Raw genomic sequence first — 16,345 nt, forward strand, 5'->3', positions numbered from 1 at the left:
GCCTTCAGCAGGCCGCCGCTCCGGCCGAAGCGGACCAGGATGTGCCCGCCGCTCTGCTGTTCCACGCCGTCGGACCAGGGCCCGGCGATCTCCATGGACGCCTCGTCGACGGCGACGACGTCCCCGTAGTTTCGGTGGCCGGCTTGACGCCGGCCACCTTGACGGAGGGTGCGAGTTCGACGGGAAGGCCGGCTCACCGGGATGGGGGCGGCTCAGTGGGCTGGGCATGGGGCTCGTCAGGCATGGGGGGTGGCGATGGCGGCGAGGTGCGAGCCGGGGCGCACGGTCAGCCCGTTCATGTTGTAGATGATCGTTCCGGTGGAGACGGCGGAGACCTTGAGTTCGGCGCGGTCGGCCGGGTCGATGATGCGGCCGATGGTCTGCCCCTCGGTCACCTCGTCACCGGTGACCGCGTCCGGGTACCAGAGGCCTGCGGCCGGGGATTCGACCTCGCCCGTCCAGATCCAGTCGCGCGGCTGCACGGCCACCGGCGCGAGGTGCTGCGGCGCCTCGATGACGCCGAGGTGGTGCAGGAGCCGGTACAGGCCGTCGAGGAGCCTGCGTACGGTGGCGGGGTCGCGGTCGCCGAGTTGGCCGGTCTCGACGAGGATCGCGGGGATGCCCTGACGGTTCGCCGCGGCGTGGCTGTTGCCGCCGTCCGGGCTGGTGCCGAAGATGACCCGCTCGTATCCGACCGCGTGGGCCATGGCCTTGGTCTTCGCGCCCAGTTCGTCGTCGGAGGCCAGTCGGTAGCCGACGAAGTCGAGCAGGTGCTGGTCGATTCCGCCGCTGTGCAGGTCCACGTAGGCGTCGGCGCCGTCGAGCAGGTTCTCGAACAGCCAGGCCGCCATGCGGTCGGTGGGGCCACCGTCCTCGTCGCCGGGGAAGACGCGGTTGATGTTCACCCCGTCAAGCGGGGAGATGTTCAGCCTGCCCCCGTAGACGGCCGGCGGGTTGGCCACCGGGCAGATCACCACCTGGCCGGCGACCTCGTCCGGTTCCAGCAGCCCGGCCAGGCGGGTGGCGGCGTCGACGCCGATGAACTCGCCTCCGTGGACTCCACCGGTGATCACGACCCTGGGGCCGGGCCGGGAGCCGTTGACGAGGATCAGGGGCACCTCCACTGTCGTGGTGCCGAGGTCGGCGGGCAGGCTCCCGCGGGTCTTCCGGCCGGGATCGGCCCTCAGCGTGCCGATGGTCAGGGTCATGGCTTTCCTCGTTCGTGCTCAGGCCGCGGTGCGGCCGTTTGTGGTGATGAAGTCGATCGGCTGGGAGGTGCGGCCCTGAAGGGCGAGGTCCGCGGCGATGTCGCCCATGGCGGGCGAGATCTTGAAGCCCTGGCCGGAGAAGCCAGCCAGCAGGACGATGTCGTCGCAGCCCGGCAGGGGGCCGACCAGAGGGCGGGTGCTGTCGGTGTAGCCCTCCATGAAGACGGACAGGCGCACCGGGTCGGGGTTCAGGCCGGGCAGGTGGCGTCGCACCGCCGTGGTGAAGGTCTCCAGTTCTTCCGGTGCGACGGTCCGGTTCAGCCGGTTGGGGTCGTCCACGGGCTTGTGGTGGGGCTGGGGCAGGCCCAGCTTGACGGCCAGGCCGTCCGGGGACGGGATGCCGTAGAAGGGGATGTCGCCGCAGCGGATGAAGGCGGGACGTTCGGCGTCCGCCGGGTGGTCCTCGTGGGGCAGGAACCAGGCGCTGATGGCGCGGTAGACGCTCACTTCCCACGGCAGGTCGGGCAGCAGGTCGCCCACCCAGGGGCCCGGGGTGACGACCGCGGCGTCGAAGCGCTCGGTGTCGGTGTCGGTGCGGATCTCCACTCCTCCCCGGTAACGGGAGTGACTTCCCGCACCGGGGTGTAGCGGCGGATCCGGGCCCCCAGCTCCTCGGCACGCCGGGCCGCGGTCTGGACCGTCAGCTCCGGGCGGACGAACCCCGCGTGGGAGTCGAGGACCACCAGGTCCCCGTCGTCGACGCGGAAATGCGGGAACCGCTTCGTCATCGCCTCGGTGTCGATCACCTCGTGGTCGAGGCCGTGCTGGGCGATGCCGTCCATGACGGTACGCATCTCGGGGTCGTCGGCCGGCCCCATGACCAGGGCTCCGATCAGACGGCGCAGTTCCCGCCCGGTCTCCGCCTGCAACCGCTTCCAGAGGGCGTCGGCGTGCCGGACGAGCGGCACATAGCGGCCGTCGTGGGTCTGCACACTGCGGAAGACCCGGGTCTCACCGCCTGCGGCACTGCGGTCGTGGCCGGGCGCGAACCGGTCGTAGCCGACGACCTCGGCACCCCGGGAGGCCAGCCGCCAGGCGGCCTGGCTGCCCATCGTTCCCACGCCGACCACCGCGACGCGCTTCCTCGCAGCTGGCACAGAACTTTCCTTTCATATCGCCGGGCCGCAAGCTGGGCCCGCGCGTGAGGATGCTTTGTGGCGGCTTGGAGGAGGCGCGCCCTTGGGGCCCCAAGGTTCGTGTTCGTCCCGGGTTCGGGGACCCATCCCCGCTCCCGAACCCTTCCTTGTGCCACAATGTGGTATGTCGTGCTGTTATCTGGCACAGAGAATGGCAGCGGCTCAGGGGGAGTCAAGAGGTCCAGCGGATGGCCTCGTGACTCGACCTCACCTCGCCTGTGGCCTTTACCGGTCTTCGTGCACTGGCGGATGCCACTTCATCCCGGACGGCGAAGCGGTGACCGCGTCCCCCCGCTCGGGGAAGCTCCGAGCCTCCTCGCTTCTGAGTTCCCGGGGCGGCTCACGCTACAGACTCACCACTGGGGCCAGTTGGGACCGGAGGGCGCCGGCGTGAGGCTGCAAGGAGCCGTCGAAGGCGGCGGATCCGATGGTGAAGGCGTCGGCTCCGGCTGTTGCGAGCGCCTGTATCTGATCGGTGTTGGTGATCGATCCGGCGACGACCAGGCGGCCGGTGGTGGCGGCGCGGGCGGCGCGGACCAGGTCGAGAGGGTCGGCATCGGTGGCGCGGTACGCGAGGAGATCGACGCCGGCGCAGCGGCCCTGTCTTCTTCGAGCGGGACGACATCGAGCTCGCGATCCGCCGAGACGACTTCCCGTTCCCCGAAGAGGCGAGCCGGACCCGCTTGTTCGCAGAACGGATCGGCCCCGTCTGCCGGCCCGATCTCGCGACCCGCCTGACCGGCGCCGCCGGCGTATCGCAGGTAAACCTTCTGCACACCGACACACGGCCGCAGGCGTGGGACGACTGGCGACGTATCACCGGCATGAAGGCAGAGCCCGCCTCTCAGCAGACCCTGGAGCACTTCTACCTGACCCTCCAGGCCGCCGCGGCCGGCGTCGGTGTCGCCATCGCCCCGTATGCCGTCGCCCGCGACGACCTGGAGCGGGGGCAACTCGTCGCACCCTTCGGTTTCGTCCCCGACGGCACCAGCTACCACCTCCTCAGCCGTCGATCACCCGAGCAGGACGAACGCGTCCGCCGGTTGACGGCATGGCTGCGGGCCAAGACGAGCGGACTCGAAATCGACTCCGAACCAGTGTGACCACCGGACCAGGCGCAGCTTCGCCTGCTGGACGACGGTGGCGGCCACGAGGGGTTCCGCGCGGTTGGTGCAGGCGGCCAGACGCAGGACCTTGCCCTTCGTCCGGAACCTGACCTGCGCGGCGGACGAGGTTGTCGGTCCGCAACACAGTCCGACTCGACATCAAGCCACAGCTGCCGGCCCGAGAACTCCTGTCGCGTCAACAAGGCCGCAGGTCAATACAGCCGGTGGACTATGCGGAACGGAGCAGCACACTGGTCACTGCGCTGCCCGGCCAGGACGCGGGCGAGCCCTGCGCTCACGTCGGCTTGCTCAGGTGTTGAAGCCAGGTATCGACAAGTACTTGAGCTGCTGGTACTCGTGGAGGCCCTCGGGTCCCCCTTCGCGGCCCAGGCCGGACTGCTTGACCCCACCGAAGGGCGCCGCGACCTCGGAGACCAGCCCGCGGTTGATGCCGACCATTCCGGCCTGCAGACGTGCGGCGACCCGGCGGGCACGGTCGATGTGGGACGTCATCACGTACGACGCGAGGCCGTGCTCGGTGTTGTTGGCCACCGCCATGGCCTCGGCCTCGGTGGAGAACCGGTGGATGGCGGCGACGGGTCCGAAGACCTCCTCGTGCATGATCGCGGCGTCGGCGGGGACGTGGTCCAGCACGGTCGGGGCGGCGTAGTGGCCCCGACCGTCAGGGATGTCCGCCTTGCCGATGACGACGGCACCACGGGCCACGGCGTCCTCGACGAGATGGCGGACCTTGTCCACCGCCCGGTGGTCGGCCAGCGGACCGAGCTCGGTGTCTTCCCGGTCCGGGGGACCCACACGGACAGCGGCCATCTGTCCGCCCATCGCCGCGGCGAACGCGTCGGCGATTCCCTCCTGGACCAGAAATCGGTTGGCGCCGACACAGGACTGGCCGCCCAGCCGCATCTTCGCGATCATCGCTTCGCGGACAGCGAGGTCGAGGTCGGCGTCGTCGAAGACCAGGAACGGCGCGTTGCCGCCCAGTTCCATCGAGGTGCGCAGCACCCGCGCACCGGCTTGCTGAAGCAGCAGCCTGCCGACCGGGGTGGACCCGGTGAAGGACAGCTTGCGCAGCCGGGGGTCGGTCAGCAGCGCCGTACTGACTGCTGCCGCGTCACTGCTGGTGATCACGGTCAGGACACCCGCGGGCGCGCCGGCCTCACGGGCCAGCTCTCCGAGGACCAGGGAGGACAGCGGCGTGAGCGCCGCCGGCTTGAGCAGGGCGGTGCAGCCCGCGGCCAGGGCGGCGGCGACCTTGCGTGCGGCCATGGCCAGCGGCACGTTCCACGGAGTGATCAGAAGGCAGGGCCCGACCGGTTCGGCGACGGTGACGATGTGGCTCCTGCCGTCCGGGGAAGGTGTGCTCCGCCCGTGCGGGCGGACCGCCTCCTCGGCGTACCAGCGGAAGTAGGCTGCGGCGTAGTCGACCTCGCCCCGCGCTTCGGTGATCGTCTTGCCGATCTCCAGGGTGATGATCCGGGCCAGACGCTCACGGTGCTCGGTCATCGAGTCGGTGAGCCGGTGGAGGACTCTCGCGCGGTCCCGGGGCTGGTGAGGGCCCATTGGTCGGCGGCCGCAGCCGCCGCGTCCAGTGCTTTCAGCGCGTCTTGTGCGCCGCAGTCGGCGACGGTGGCTATGACTTCTTCGGTCGCGGGGTTGTGCACCTCGAAGGTGCGACCACCGGTGGCGGGTTGCCAGTCGTGGGCAAGGAAGCCACGGGGGACGGATTCGAGGACTGCCGACTCCTCTGAGGGAGCGGTGAGCGTGTCAGTCATGCGCATGGCTCTTTCGCTGATCGCAGGATGGTGTTGTGAGAGCACGATCGGTGGGTGGTCATACGGCTTCGCCTGCGGGGTTGGCGACGCCGACCGTGTTCTCGACGGAGAGCAGGGATTCCTGGCGTCCGGAGCCGAGCCAGCGCACCAGGGCCACCAGGCCGAGCGCGAGGATCGCGAAGGCGATGAGGATCGCGCTGACCGCGGTCACGCTCGGGTCGATCTCGAAGGTGAGCGAGTTGTAGACCTGCACCGGCAGCGTGACGGTGTCGACGGAGGACAGGAACTGCGAGATGTAGAACTCGTCGAAGCTGGTGATGAAGGAGAAGACCGCCGCCGCGATCATGCCCGGCGCCGCCAGGGGAAAGGTGATCTTCCGGGCGATGGTCAGGCGGCCGGCACCCATACTGGCCGCCGCGTCCTCCAGGCGTTCGTCGATCCCGCGCAGCGTCGCGATCAGGATCAGCACCGCGATCGGTGCGGCCAGCACCGTGTGCCCCAGAGCGATGGCGATCGGGCTGCCCAGCATCGCGGCCGGCTCGAAGAACAGGAACAGGCCCAGGGCGGTGACGATCTGCGGAATGAGCAGCGGCCCGAGGACCAGCGCGAAGACCGCCGAGCGCAGCGGGAGTTCGCTGCGGACCAGAGCGGTCGCCGCGGTCACCCCGATGACCAGGGAGAACACGGTACTCAAGGCCGCGACCAGGGCGCTCAGGGACAGCGCGGCGGGCCACTTGCTGCCATCGGCGAACAGCGCCTTGTACCAGTTCAGCGTCCACGCCTCCGGCGGGAACGAGGCGAAAGCGTTGTTGCTGAAGGAGGTGACCAGAATGACCACGATCGGCAGCGCCAAGAACAAAAGGATCACGGTGGCCACGGCCGTGAGGGCGATCCGTCCCGTGAGGGACTTGCGCAGTTCCATCATGCGGCGCTCCTCTTCTTACGGCTGGCGCCGAGCGAGGTGACGACCTTGACCAGCAGCAGCCCGGCCAGGGTGAGCACCAGCAGGATCACGCCCTGCGCGGCGGCCCCGTTCCACTGGTTGTCCTTGGTGACCTGCTGGTTGATGAGGGTGGCGATCATCGTCTGATCCGGTCCGCCCATCAGGGCCGGGGTGATGTAGTAACCCAGCGACAGGATGAAGCTGAGCAGTCCCGCACTGGCCAGACCCGGGGCGACCAGCGGCAGATAGATACGCCGGAAGATGGTCACCTTGCCCGCACCCATGCTGGACGCCGCCGCGAGCAGACGCCGGTCCACCCCCGCATCACGCCGTACAGCAGTAGCACCGTGTACGGGAGCATCATCGAGGTGGTGCCGATGACCACACCGAGTTCGTTGTAGAGCAGCTGGAACGGCGCTCCGGGGACCGACATGCTGGTGAGGGTCTCGTTCACCAGGCCCTTGTCGCCGAGCATGATGATCCAGCCGTAGGTGCGTACCAGGGCGCTGACGAAGTGCGGCACGACGACGACCAGCATCGCCAGGCCCGCCATGACCGGCTTCAGCCGGGTGATCGCCTGGGCCAGAACGAACCCGAACACGAGACTGAGGACCGCTGTTTCCGCGGAGATCCGCAACGTCGTGAACAACACCGACAGGTTCACGCCGGTCAGCGCGTCGGCGTACCAGTGCAGGGTGAAAGAGCCGTCCGCGTTCTTCAGGCTCAGCAGCAGCGTGGAGAAGATCGGGTAGACGAACAACACCAGCAGATAGACCACGACCGGCAGTGCGTAGAAGATCCCGACCCGCGTGCGGCGCGAGGCCAGGAGCTTGCGGGGGCGTGCGGGGGTGGTGGCGGTGAGGGCTGCCATGGCTCACCCTGCCTGTTCGTCGGCGAAGAGGTTGACGTCCTCGGGGTCCGCGCAGATGCCGATTCCCTCGCCGGCGACGGGGCCACGGCCTGCCGGCACCTCCAGGCGCAGCAGCGGCGCGTCACCGCCGTCGATGCGCACCCCCGCGCGCACCAGCGTGCCCACGTAGGTGGCGGTCTCGACCGTGCCGGTACAGAACCCGTCGTCGGTGGCACAGGCCCGCAGCCGGCCCGGCTGCACGGCGACCTTGACCCCAGTACCGGTGGGCAGTTGGTGGCGGCGCGCCTTCAGCAGACTGCCGGACTGGGTAAGACGGACCAGGGTGTGTTCGTCGGTGTGCTGCTCGATGCGGCCGGGCAGGAAGTTCGCCGCACCCAGGAAGTCCGCCACGAACGGCGTCCTGGGCCGCTCGAACAACTCCCGGGGGTGTCGAACTGCTCGATCAGACCGTTACGCATCACCGCGATACGGTCCGACATCACCAGCGCCTCTTCCTGATCATGCGTCACATAGATGACAGTCAGGCCGAGCTCCTGCTGAATGGTCTTGATCTCCACCTGGAGCTGGTCACGCAGCTTCTTGTCCAGGGCACCGAGCGGCTCGTCCATCAAGATGACCGGCGGCCGGTAGACCAGCGCACGGCACAACGCCACACGCTGCTGCTGACCACCGGACAACTCACGCGGCTTACGGCCACCGAACCCGGACAGGCCCGCGATCTCCAGCGTCTCCCCCACCCGGCGACGGATCTCGTCCTTGCCCACCCCGCGCAGCGTCAGCGGAAAGGCGACGTTCTCCCGCACCGTCATGTGCGGGAAGAGCAGATACTGCTGGAAGACGAAGCCGAGGTTTCGCTTCTGCGGCGCCAGCCGCGTCACATCCCGGTCCCCGACGGTGATCGTGCCGGAATCGGGTTCACAGAACCCGGCGATCATCATCAACGTCGTGGTCTTGCCCGACCCGGACGAGCCCAGGAAGGTGACGAACTCCCCCGCCGCGATCTCCATCGACGCCTCATCGACAGCGACCACATCCCCGTACGTCTTACGCAATCCCACCACCGACAGCGCCTTTCCGGTCGCCGTGGCCGGCTTGCCGCCAGCCACCTTCACCGACGGTGCCGCGATACCGAATTCAGCCACGAGCCCACTCCAACCAACGCTTGGTGACGGCCGATTCGTTCTTCAGCCACCAGTCGACATCCGCGTCAAAACCCTTGTCGTAATACTTCGGCGCACCCGCGGACGCGTTGCGCTCGCCTTCGCTCAGCTTCTCGTAGGCCACCGGCGAGGACGGGTTCGACGGGAAGAACTTGACCAGCGCGGCCTGGCTCTCCGCACGCAGCGAGAAGTCCATCAGCTGGTAGGCGTTGTCCGCGTTGGCCGCGCCCTTGGCGATGGCATAACCCGAGAACTGACGGCGCGTGCCGTTCAGTTGCCGCTCCACCGGGACGCCCTGCTTCTGCAGATCGGCCAGCCGGCCGTCCCAGACGGTGGACATCGTCACTTCCTGGCGGCTGAGCAGCACACCGGGGAGCGGGCCGCTGTCCCAGTACTTCTTGATGTCCGGCCGCAGCCGGGTCAGCACCTTGAAAGCCTGGTCCACATCGAGCGGGTACAGCTTGTCCATCGGCACGCCGTCGGCCAGCAGCGCGAACTCCAGCTCCGGCAGGTCACCGTCCGGGTGGACCATCGAACGGGCACCTTGGAACGCCTTGGTGTCCCAGAAGTCCGCCCACGACTCCGGCTTCTTGCCCCCGAACGCATCCGTGCGGTAGCCGATGCACTGACCGTAGAAGCTGTGGCCGATCGCATGGTCGGTGATCTGGGCGTCGGGGATCTTCGCACTCTTCACGCTCCTGAGCCGGTCCCGGTCCAGCGTCTCCAGGGCGTCCTGCTGGACGTACTTGGTGTGCGACATCATCGAGTTGTTGATGAGGTCGCACTGCGGGCGGCCCTGCTTGATCTGCGCCAGCAGCGGCGCGTCGTCCAGGTTCAGCACCTTCACCTGGATGCCGGTCTCCTGCGTGAACGGCGTATAGACCGCCTTCTGCAGAGCCGCACCATAGGAACCACCGCTGTCACGGACGACCACCGTCTTGCCGCCCTTACCACCGCTGCCGGCGACGGACCGGCTGGTACCGGTACCGCAGGCGGAGAGGGAGGGAAGAGCGGCGAGGGCGGCGAGACCGCCTGCTCCGCGCAGGAGCGCTCTACGACCGATCTGGGCATCACTCATGGCAATACTCCTCATCTGGGGACGCGTGGGACCAGCTGTGCGGGGCTTTACCTCGCGGGCGCGGGGGGGTGGTGCAGGGTGGCGAACGCGGTCAGAGCATCGGCCGCTTGGGTTGCCGATCGCCGCTTTGGGCGCGTGTTCGCCGTGGATCGAAGTCCCCGACGACCTTGTCGTCGGAGCAACGCCGGCCAGAAGACCGGGTGAGTGGCGGTGGGGAAGCTGGAGCCGTGGCAGGAGGTGACCCAGCGGGGTGAGAGCGGTCCTCACCGGAGCCGCAGTATGAGGGCTCTCGTGAGGGATGAAGCAGAGCCGGGCCTGCGGCTGAGGGACGGGCCGAGCAGTCCATCGGCCCCGAGGACGTTGCTCAGCAGGTAGCTTCGCGAGAGATCCCGAAGACGATCGGGGCCCGCAATCGACGTCACTTCACGGTCACGTAGATCTTGCGCACGGTTTCGATGGTCTTCCAGACGCCGACGTAGCCCGGCTTCATGACGAAGCTGTCGCCGGCCTTGTAGATCACCGGCTCGCCGCCTTCGGGTGTGACTTCGACGACGCCGGAGAGGAGGTGGCAGAACTCGAAGGTCTCGCCCTTGATCGAGCGCGTCTCGCCGGGCGTCGCTTCCCAGACACCCGTATGGATCGTCTCCCCACGCGCGACGTCCTGGGCCCAGGTCTTGAAGGCGGGGTTGCCGGAAACCAGACGTTCCGGGAGCGGGCCGGACTCGCGCGGCGCGAAGGAGGGATCGGTGTCGATGGCCTTCAGGAGCGACATGTCTTTCCTTTTTGAGCTTGCGAAGTTGGTAGCCGCGGCCACGGTCGATGAGCCGTTGCCGAGCGGCGTCTGGCACGCACTCGTGGGAGTGGCCCGTTCCCGATGTGCGGAGGCTGGCGACGCATCGCGGCTGGTGCCGGGAGCCCGGGGGGGCGGATGCGGTTGTCGGCAGGGGCGCACTGAGGGTGGCGCCGTTCGAGGGTGGCGAATGGGGCATGCGCTCGACGCGGGTTCGATCGTCGTGCCGCTATCGGCGGTCGCACGAGGCAGAAGGCGAGACGGGAGGCAGGTCGTTCAGCCCATTGCTTGTGGTGATGAACAGCAGGGGTGTTCAGGAAGCGGTGTACCCGCCGTCGACGGTCAGGACCGATCCGGTCACGTACGACGACTCCGACGATGCGAAGAAGAGCACCGCGTCGGCGACCTCTTCGGGGTGGCGAGGCGTTGGAGAGGGATCGTGCTCTCGCGCTCGCGGCGGTAGCCCTCGGGGTCGGGCCTGCGCTGGAACGCCGCTTCGATGATCGGAGTGGCGGTCAGGCCCGGAGCGACGACGTTGACACGGATGTTGCGCGGAGCCCATTCGATCGCCGCGCCCTTGGCGAGCATGATGAGGCCCCCCTTGGCGGCGGAATACAGGACCTGCCCGGACATGCCGACCATGCCCAGCCGTGAACTGACGCAGACGAACGAGCCACCAGTCTCGGGCATCAGCGGCGCGAAGTGCTTCATCACCAGGAACGCGCTGAGCAGGTTGCTCTCCAGCACGCTCTTCGCGTCGTCGCAGGCCATCTCGGTGAGCGGACTGGTCGCCTGCAGGCCGTGGTTGAGGACGACGACGTCGACGGTGCCGAAGGACTCGGCGGCCTGCTTGGCCAGGTGCTCGACGAACGCCTCGTCGTTGAGGTCTCCGGAAACGTACAGGTCATCGGGCTGAGTGCTGTCGAGCCGCTCCTTGCGGCCGGTGAGCAGCAGGCGCGCGCCCTCGCGGCGGAAGTGGGAACTCACCGCCTGTCCGATGCCACTGCTGGCGCCGGTCACCAGGGCCGTTACGTTGTTGAGTCTCATGTCAGGCATTCCTTCAAGGGGGAGGTCGGTCGTCGGGTTGCGGGCTCGGCCACGGGGTCGTGTCCCTGGGGCCGGTCAGTTGAGGAATCCGCGGGCGTCGACCGGCCAGCGCTGCAGCGACGTGCCCGTGCTGTCGGTGACGATCAGCTCCTCGAAGCCGAGGACGACCGGGCACACGTGGTTCGGCACGACCGGTACGACGCTGCCGACGCTGGGTCGGAACTCGCCGTCCGGCAGCGGAAGGAACCCGTGGTACTCGTTGACCTTGGAGAGGACCGCCTTCGTGCCGGCGATGCCGCCGTAGCCGATCTCGGGGCTTCCTTCTTTGCTGAGGGCCTTGTTGCCCACATCGACGATGACCTGGTCGGGGACCCAGTCGCTGACCACGGTGCCGGCGACGAACAGCGCGATCTGGTCCTCCGTGCAGGAGCCCAGCCGGGCGTTGTTCAGATCGCCGAAGACGTACTCGCCGGGACGGATCTCGGTGATCACGCTGCTGGTGGAGAACTCAAGGGTGGGAGTGGAGCCGGCGCTCACCACCTCAGCGGTGACCCCGACACCGGCGAGGCTGCGTACCGCGGTGGTGAGCGCGGCCTCCTGGTCCTGCGCGGCGCGCCGGCGAGCGTCGCGACCGGCGCCGCCGTGACCTGGATAGGTGAAGACGCCCACCGGCACCAGACCGCGCTTTCGGGCGGCGAGCGCGAGGTCGCCCGCGACCTCGGGCGGCGCCCCGGAACGACGGGCGCCACAGTCGACCTCGATCACGACCTGCAGCCGGTCCGGTTGGTCTCCCATCGCGCCGGCGAGGGCCTCGATCGCCGCGACGTTGTCGACGCCGACCCGCAGCCGGGCGGACTCGGCGAGCCGCCGGATCCGGGGCTTCTTCGATCCCGCGGCCCAGATCGGGTAGGCGAGGAAGATGTCGTCGAACCCGGCCGCGGCGAAGACCTCGGCCTCACCGACGTTCCCCGCGGTGATCCCGACCGCGCCGGCCTCGATCTGGCGTCGCCCGATCTCCACGCACTTGTGGGTCTTGATGTGCGGCCTGACCTTGAGGTTGCGCTGGTCGGCGAAGCCCTGGATGCGGTCGATGTTTCCCTGCATGACGTCGACCAGCACGATCGGCGCGGGGGTGTCGATCCGCTCGGCCAGAGCGTCGAGTGCTCGTTGCAGCCGGTTCACGCTGCCCTCCTTGTGGTTTTGCCTGGAATGATCGAGGGGCGCGGGTGCTGATTCCCCCCTGGATGCCGAACGCGCGCGGCCCGCGATAGCGAGCGCACTTGCGTGCACCGCCGTCCGGCCCGCCCTACGCAGGGGTGCAGACCATCTGGATCTCGACCGGACTGTTGAGGGGCAGCCCGGCGACACCGATCGCGGTGCGGGCGTGCCGTCCGTTCTCACCCAGTACCTCGATGAGCAGTTCACTGGCCGCGTTGGCGACCTGCGACTGTTCACCGAAGTCCGGCGTGCTGGCCACGAAGACCAGCATCTGCACGATCCGGACCCGCTCCAGATCGCCCACCGCCTGCACAGCGGCGGCGAGCGCGTTGAGCGCGGCATGGCGCGCGAGCTCCCGAGCCTCCTCCAGCTCCACGTCCACGCCGACAACTCCCTGCCCCAGCAGCCAACCGTCCTGGTAAGGCAGTTGACCCGAAATGTAGATGCTGGAGCCCACACTCCGGTGGTGCACGTAGTACGGGTTGTCACGGAGCTCGGGAAGGGCCAGCCCCAAGGCCTGAAGCCGATCGGAAGCCGAGTCGGTGTTCGCTGCCGAAGTCACGGACTGGCTCACCGAGCCACCTCCGCGGACGGACCAGGGCACATAACCGCACAGTTGGCCACGCGAACCCGCTTCACATGAATCCCGATCATCTGCACTCGGCTCTCCTCTCGAGTAACAGCGGCGACAAATCGCCGTATGGTGGCTTAAAACTGCCACCGTTTTGTCGTTTGTCGACCATATGGCTGGCCGTCGAGCACTGTCAATACACACTTCAACCTCGAATGCGGCCCCGGAACACCACGTGCGGCTGCACCCGTCGCTGTTGGAAGCCACAGGTGCAGCCGCGCCCCGGCTCACCGGCCTCAGGGGGTTCCTCCGGGTTCGGGTCCGCCTGGGCGACCGCACACCTGCGCTTCGCTCAAGGGGCCGACGTCAGAGACCGAGCCAGCCCGCACCGGGGCACCCTCGACGAACTCGGTGCATCGGCGCCTGGGCCGGGTCGCGGTGCGCGATCGAGTCCGTCATGGCGTACGGGGCTGCCGACCGGACAGAACGCGACCGATTGCGGCCGGTATGAGAGGCACCCAGGACTCCGCGCAGCCGCTCGATCCGGGTTCGGGAAGATCCGGGCGTCGGCACTGATGGGGTGCGGGACGTGCAGTGGTCCATGCCGCGTTCGGTCGCGGTTCGTCAGCGAGCAGAACTTCGCCGGCCGTCTGCCGGGAACCCTGCCGACGGGCATGCTGCTGGCGGACCGGAGCCTTTCCGCATTTCCACCGTGACTCCCAGCCACCTGCCCGTGGTCGCATCGATCATCGAGCGCACCGGGGTCGACGGCGACTGCGCCGCGGGAGAAGCCGCGCGTATGACACAAGGCCGCCGCGCCCCGCCGCCTCTGGAGGAACGGCCCCACCCGCGCAGCTACCCCCACAGTCTTGAACGTCCCGTCGTCGCCCGCCCGCTCGCTCCATCGCGCCGCCCGGCACCGGCAACCGGCAACCGGCAACCCTCGCTCAAGATCCGCTACAAGATCGCACGGCAGTGCGAGCTTGATCTTGACATTTCGACGTTGGTCACAACATCACGGTGGCGAGCGGGCTTGGACACTTCACGCAGGCGGCACGGCCTCATCCTTGCCGGGGCGCGCCTTCCCCTGGGGCTCCCGCAGGGCCCCCAGCCCCATGGGGAAATGGGCAGCCAGTTCCTGGCGGAACGCGTCCGTGTCGCCTTCCAGGGCAACCGCGGCCAACCTCTCGTGCTCGACGACCAATTGCTGCGGGTCGTCGCTGTAAGTGCGGTGATCGACGCTGAGGTGGAGGCGCAGCTTGGTCTCCCAGCCGTTCCAGAGACTCTGCAGGACGCCGTGCCCCGAGAGATCGTAGAAGAGCCTGTGGAATCGAAGGTGCGCGTCGATGCTGGCCGGGATGTCGTCCTTCTCCATTGCCCGGCGGAGATCCTCGACGGTCTGCAGCAACTGGGGCCGCTCAGGACCGCGCAGCGCTTCGGCCGAGAGCTCGGCGGCATACGGCTCGACACGCAGCCGGACCGAGTCGATCTCGGCGACCTCACGAGCGCTCACCTCTACGACGAACGCCCCACGGTAGGGAATCTTGACGACGAGCCCTTCCTCCTCCAGCTTGGTCAGCGCCTCGCGCAGCGGGGACCGGCTGATGCCGAGATCTGCGGCGATGTGCGCCTCGCGCAGCTGGCCACCAGGCGGTACGGTCCCGTCGAGGATGGCGGCACGCAGTGTGCGGTAGACGCCGTCCGGCGTCGTCATCCGCTGCGCCTGCCACTCGAACTTGTGGTCCACCCCGTCGCCCTCCCTCAGTGCTTGTCGACCACTTGGTCGTTTGTCGACTATACCTCCGCCGGTTGTAGCCACACCTCAACTCGGTTGCCTGGCAGGAAGTTCCTGGATTCACAGCCTTGCGCCCGATCCGCCGATCACCTCATTTGCGCGCAAGCGGATCAACTCCGGCGCCCTGGACACCCCTCTGACTCTGTTGACAGCCCAGACCAACTTGGTCGACAATCGACCAGTCAGATGGTCGACAATCGACTAAAGGGGCAGGTTGCTCCACTGAGCACTAGGAGGACCAGTGGGATTCGACGTCAAGCCCAAGTTCGTGACGTTCGACATGAACGGCACGCTGATCAACTTCAGAATCAACGACACGATGCGCGAGGTCCTGGGCGACCGGCTGCCGACCGAGATCGCCGATGAATACCTGCGGATCTGCAAGGCGTACCGGATCGACGAGTGCACGGGCGCCTACCAGCCGTTCCACCAGGTCGTCGCGCGTTCCATGGAACGCGCCTCGCGCAAGGTCGGTCTCGAGTACCGCGAGGACGATGCGCGGGCGGTGTACGAGCGCATCCCCACGTGGGGCCCGCACCCCGGTGTCACCGAGGCGCTGAACCGCCTGGCCGAGGCGGTCCCGTTGGTGATCATCACGAACAGCGACACCGCGCACGCCGTGCGCCTCGCGGAGAACCTCAAGGCGCCGTTCGAGGTCATCATCAGCGCCGAGGAGATGGGCATCTACAAGCCGCGACTCGGCACGTTCGACTACATGTTCGACAAGCTCGGCGTGACACCCGACGAGCTCGTGCATGTATCCGCGAGCCCGATGTACGACCTGCGCTCCGCGGCGATCATGGGCATCGAGAACAAGGTGTACGTGGACCGCGGCTGGGAGCACGACGAGCACTGGCTCGGCTACGAGCGGATCACCGACATCGCCGACCTCCCCGTCCTCTTCGGTCTGCCGCGCCCCTGACGCCCGAGCGGAGAACTGAGGAAATGATCCACAGCAAGGCGGTGACGGAATGAATCAGCCCCTGCCTCAGACCGTCAAGGGTGACTCGGCTTCAGAAAGGCTCCAGGCCCTGGGACTGAAGCTACCCGTCCTCGCCGGCACCACGTACCTCGTGCCCCACCGGACGGTGGGCTCCACCATCCACCTCTCCGGCCAACTCCCCTTCAAGGACGGCGAGCTGCTGGGGCAGGGCGTTGTCGGCCGGGACGTGGAGCTGGAGACCGCGCAGGAGCTCGCACGCCATGCCGCGCTCAACGCGCTCGCCGCCGCTGTGCAGGCAGTGGGCGATCTGGACCGGGTCCGGATCGTGCAGATGCTGGTCTTCGTGGCCAGCACGCCGGACTTCGGTGAGCAGTCGAACGTCGCCAACGCGGCCAGTGAACTGCTCATCGAGGTACTGGGTGAGAACGGACGGCACGCGCGCACCGCGATCGGTGTCGCCGGGCTGCCGCTCAACACCCCTGTCGAGATCCAGGTGATCTGCACTGCGGTGTAGCGGCGAGCCGGTCATGAGCAGCGGGCTGTGACCGGGCTCCGGCAAACCCTCGACGCCCTCGGCCGGCACGATGGGCACCCCTGCGCCGATCGTGCCGGCCGACGCGATGTCA

At 68.1% G+C, this 16,345-nt stretch carries 12 protein-coding genes and 5 pseudogenes; 3 read left to right on the plus strand and 14 right to left on the minus strand.

Going from position 1 to position 16,345, the window contains the following annotated elements; genetic code table 11:
• Positions 1-236: 236 nt before the first annotated feature.
• Positions 237-1,208 (minus strand): succinylglutamate desuccinylase/aspartoacylase family protein, encoded by a 972-nt coding sequence (locus ACQEV8_RS03470; protein ID WP_432957232.1) that lies wholly within the window; start codon positions 1,206-1,208, stop codon positions 237-239.
• 18 nt (positions 1,209-1,226) lie between these two features.
• Positions 1,227-2,320 (minus strand): annotated as a pseudogene (locus ACQEV8_RS03475) (FAD-dependent oxidoreductase).
• Between the two features lie 719 nt (positions 2,321-3,039).
• On the opposite strand from ACQEV8_RS03475, the gene ACQEV8_RS03480 reads away from it, so the two are divergent.
• Positions 3,040-3,507, plus strand: coding sequence for a LysR substrate-binding domain-containing protein (locus ACQEV8_RS03480; protein ID WP_432972404.1), 468 nt, complete (start codon positions 3,040-3,042; stop codon positions 3,505-3,507).
• A 312-nt stretch (positions 3,508-3,819) separates the two neighbouring features.
• Here the strand turns inward: ACQEV8_RS03480 and ACQEV8_RS03485 are convergent.
• The 12 genes and pseudogenes from ACQEV8_RS03485 to ACQEV8_RS03540 all read right to left on the minus strand — a co-directional run bounded on the left by ACQEV8_RS03485 (position 3,820) and on the right by ACQEV8_RS03540 (position 14,728).
• Positions 3,820-5,309: pseudogene (locus ACQEV8_RS03485) on the minus strand (NAD-dependent succinate-semialdehyde dehydrogenase).
• Positions 5,310-5,361: 52 nt separating this feature from the next.
• On the minus strand, positions 5,362-6,228 hold the full coding sequence (locus ACQEV8_RS03490) for an ABC transporter permease (protein WP_432957233.1): 867 nt from the start codon (positions 6,226-6,228) through the stop codon (positions 5,362-5,364).
• On the minus strand, positions 6,225-6,515 hold the full coding sequence (locus tag ACQEV8_RS03495; protein ID WP_432957234.1) for an ABC transporter permease subunit: 291 nt from the start codon (positions 6,513-6,515) through the stop codon (positions 6,225-6,227). The genes ACQEV8_RS03490 and ACQEV8_RS03495 overlap by 4 nt, the downstream gene beginning before the upstream one ends.
• Positions 6,512-7,117 carry an ABC transporter permease gene (locus tag ACQEV8_RS03500; protein WP_432957236.1) on the minus strand — a complete coding sequence of 202 codons (606 nt, stop codon included), beginning with the start codon at positions 7,115-7,117 and terminating at the stop codon, positions 6,512-6,514. Before ACQEV8_RS03500 ends, ACQEV8_RS03495 begins: the two co-directional genes overlap by 4 nt.
• A 3-nt stretch (positions 7,118-7,120) precedes the next feature.
• Positions 7,121-8,259: pseudogene (locus tag ACQEV8_RS03505) on the minus strand (ABC transporter ATP-binding protein).
• Positions 8,252-9,355: an ABC transporter substrate-binding protein gene (locus ACQEV8_RS03510; protein ID WP_432957238.1), complete on the minus strand. Its 1,104-nt coding sequence runs from the start codon at positions 9,353-9,355 to the stop codon at positions 8,252-8,254. The pseudogene ACQEV8_RS03505 and the gene ACQEV8_RS03510 overlap by 8 nt, the downstream one beginning before the upstream one ends.
• A gap of 59 nt (positions 9,356-9,414) precedes the next feature.
• Positions 9,415-9,597 (minus strand): annotated as a pseudogene (locus ACQEV8_RS03515) (transposase); the annotation flags it as partial.
• Positions 9,598-9,773: 176 nt separating this feature from the next.
• A complete protein-coding gene (locus ACQEV8_RS03520; RefSeq protein WP_432957240.1) occupies positions 9,774-10,127 on the minus strand; it encodes a cupin domain-containing protein in 354 nt (117 codons plus the stop codon).
• Positions 10,128-10,458: 331 nt separating this feature from the next.
• Positions 10,459-11,201, minus strand: a pseudogene (locus tag ACQEV8_RS03525) (SDR family NAD(P)-dependent oxidoreductase).
• Between the two features lie 66 nt (positions 11,202-11,267).
• Positions 11,268-12,374, minus strand: coding sequence for an alanine racemase (locus tag ACQEV8_RS03530; RefSeq protein ID WP_432957242.1), 1,107 nt, complete (start codon positions 12,372-12,374; stop codon positions 11,268-11,270).
• Between the two features lie 124 nt (positions 12,375-12,498).
• Positions 12,499-12,972: a RidA family protein gene (locus ACQEV8_RS03535; RefSeq protein ID WP_432972407.1), complete on the minus strand. Its 474-nt coding sequence runs from the start codon at positions 12,970-12,972 to the stop codon at positions 12,499-12,501.
• A gap of 1,051 nt (positions 12,973-14,023) precedes the next feature.
• On the minus strand, positions 14,024-14,728 hold the full coding sequence (locus ACQEV8_RS03540; RefSeq protein ID WP_432957243.1) for a GntR family transcriptional regulator: 705 nt from the start codon (positions 14,726-14,728) through the stop codon (positions 14,024-14,026).
• Between the two features lie 289 nt (positions 14,729-15,017).
• Here ACQEV8_RS03540 and ACQEV8_RS03545 point away from each other — a divergent pair, with 289 nt between their 5' ends.
• Positions 15,018-15,698, plus strand: coding sequence for a haloacid dehalogenase type II (locus ACQEV8_RS03545; RefSeq protein ID WP_432957244.1), 681 nt, complete (start codon positions 15,018-15,020; stop codon positions 15,696-15,698).
• A 49-nt stretch (positions 15,699-15,747) separates the two neighbouring features.
• The gene (locus tag ACQEV8_RS03550; protein WP_432957245.1) at positions 15,748-16,233 is read left to right on the plus strand and encodes a RidA family protein; all 486 of its coding nucleotides are present in this window, start codon (positions 15,748-15,750) and stop codon (positions 16,231-16,233) included.
• Positions 16,234-16,345: the final 112 nt, after the last annotated feature.

Origin of the sequence: Streptomyces sp. CA-179760 (genome assembly GCF_050937045.1) — a bacterium.
Lineage (GTDB): Bacteria > Actinomycetota > Actinomycetes > Streptomycetales > Streptomycetaceae > Streptomyces.

Bases quoted from the DNA above. Each gene is read 5' to 3' on its own strand.
- ACQEV8_RS03470 (WP_432957232.1), bottom strand. From the start codon at position 1,208: ATGACCCTGACCATCGGCACGCTGAGGGCCGATCCCGGCCGGAAGACC.
- ACQEV8_RS03490 (WP_432957233.1), bottom strand. From the start codon at position 6,228: ATGATGGAACTGCGCAAGTCCCTCACGGGACGGATCGCCCTCACGGCC.
- ACQEV8_RS03500 (WP_432957236.1), bottom strand. From the start codon at position 7,117: ATGGCAGCCCTCACCGCCACCACCCCCGCACGCCCCCGCAAGCTCCTG.
- ACQEV8_RS03510 (WP_432957238.1), bottom strand. From the start codon at position 9,355: ATGAGTGATGCCCAGATCGGTCGTAGAGCGCTCCTGCGCGGAGCAGGC.
- ACQEV8_RS03520 (WP_432957240.1), bottom strand. From the start codon at position 10,127: ATGTCGCTCCTGAAGGCCATCGACACCGATCCCTCCTTCGCGCCGCGC.
- ACQEV8_RS03550 (WP_432957245.1), top strand. From the start codon at position 15,748: ATGAATCAGCCCCTGCCTCAGACCGTCAAGGGTGACTCGGCTTCAGAA.